This is a genomic window from Sphingomonas sp. P3_C5 (assembly GCF_056402635.1).
Map to the genome: position 1 here is coordinate 1 of NZ_JBFUHA010000025.1, position 1760 is coordinate 1760.

At 55.5% G+C, this 1760-nt stretch carries 3 protein-coding genes and 1 pseudogene; 2 read left to right on the plus strand and 2 right to left on the minus strand.

Going from position 1 to position 1760, the window contains the following annotated elements:
• A pseudogene (locus AC1DVS_RS26710) lies at positions 1-195 on the minus strand (IS630 family transposase); the annotation flags it as partial.
• A 143-nt stretch (positions 196-338) separates the two neighbouring features.
• Here AC1DVS_RS26710 and AC1DVS_RS26715 point away from each other — a divergent pair.
• A complete protein-coding gene (locus AC1DVS_RS26715; RefSeq protein ID WP_478027545.1) occupies positions 339-920 on the plus strand; it encodes a suppressor of fused domain protein in 582 nt (193 codons plus the stop codon).
• Between the two features lie 192 nt (positions 921-1112).
• Positions 1113-1499 (plus strand): hypothetical protein, encoded by a 387-nt coding sequence (locus tag AC1DVS_RS26720; RefSeq protein ID WP_478027546.1) that lies wholly within the window; start codon positions 1113-1115, stop codon positions 1497-1499.
• Positions 1500-1589: 90 nt separating this feature from the next.
• Here the strand turns inward: AC1DVS_RS26720 and AC1DVS_RS26725 are convergent.
• Positions 1590-1760 (minus strand): transposase (locus AC1DVS_RS26725; protein WP_478027547.1); only part of this gene is annotated, 171 nt, incomplete at its 5' end.

The window sequence follows — 1760 nt, forward strand, 5'->3', positions numbered from 1 at the left end:
GTTCACCGACGCCGGTTCACCGACGCCGAGCTCGGCCGCCACCTCCTTGCTTTGCAGGCCATCGGCGCAACGCAAGACGATACGGCAGCGCTCCGACAGTGAGCGCGCTACCCGATGGCGCCGAACCTGCCGCTCCAAATAGCTACGCTCATCTGCCGTCAAAATCAGTGGTTCAACAGCCCGACCACGCGCCATCCCGTTCGCTCCCGTCGTTCAGACAGGATCAGTCTACAATGTAACTTACTTCAGTTCCAGGTGACTAGGCCGCAGACCCATAAAAAGCGGCCTGCCGGCTTTCGCCCAATTGCCGACATCCGTTCCCCATGCGAAGATTGTGCATGAGACGCGACGATAAGATTTCCCTACATACCAAATTGGCGAACCGTGAATTGGCCCGAACCTGGGGTGGTGGCCAACTCAAAGTGACCCGGTATTGGGACGAGCCAGAAGATAATTGGGTCGGCATTGCCACACGTGCAGACTGCCCGTGGGATGGTGTGACCGCTGTCGGGACGTTAGGCCTTTCCGAGCACAGCCTCGGATTCGCCAACGATCTACGAGTTGAACTTGTGGGCGCGTGCACAACAACGACGGACCTATCAGGTGTTCTCTCGACCTGCGCGTTCAACGTTATTAAAGACGCATGGCCGATGGGGCCCGGAGCGATTCACAACGACGTGCTCCAAATGTATGGCCTTTCAAAAACTCTGGCGCACATAATGTTCGTCTCACCTTTTCTTTGGAATGACGGACCTGAAACTCTTCAGCTAGAAGGCCGCACAATTACATGGCTGATGGCGATCCCCATCTCGGCATCGGAAATGATTTTTGCCGACCGCAGCGGACCCGAAGCACTAAGTACGATCTTTGAAGAGCGGCAGATCGACATTTTCGACATCAACCGTCTCCCGGTGGTCTAACGAATTCGACGAGAATCCGAATGGCGGCTTCCCACCAGATCAAGCCATTCGCGGTCCGCCGATCAGGGCGGGTGGCCTGAAAAGCCGACCGGCAGTTATTCGGGAGAAGCAGCCAGGCGGCAACCGCCGCAGTTGTGGTCATTATAAAAAGGGTGGGAGGTTAGCCCCGATGCACCAGCCAAGGGCCTCCTTATGGATGACCAATTGACGTTCTATTGGTTTTTTTATCCGGCGATTGGTCGCTACGAACCCGGTTGCGACGGCGGCGACCGTCCGCTGGCACACTTACTAGGTGATGATGGAGGTTTGGACCTCAAGTGCGCTATCGACGATGCGCGTCAAGGCATGTCCACGCTTGAGGCGGTGATAGCCGGTGAATCTTCATCTGGAGCATGGGACCGGTATCATTTTTCTGCCGATTTCAACGCTGCGACGACCCGAATTTATTGGGCGTTTAGCGACGATAAATGGTCAGAGACTATAGATACAGAGCTTTTTAGATCCTGCCTTCATTCATGGATAGAATTCATAGAACGAGGGCGTTTGATAGGTGGCGTATCAGTAATCGGTGTCGAATAGCTTCCTATCGACCTAACGGCAGCTTTCCACCGAGGCTGTGTGAAAACGCCATTTTGAGCAGCGGCGCATTGAGCTGCGGCACGAGCATTCTTACCGCTGCATCTCGGCGATCAGACCGGTTGCTCCCATCAGGGCGATTGCGCGTTTGATGTTATAGGCGAGGACGTGGAGGCTCATCTCGGTAGGGACGTTTCGCAGCGTGCGCGTCTTGAAGTGACTTCGGCCCATCCAGTCCTTGATGGTCCCGAAGACGTGCTCCAC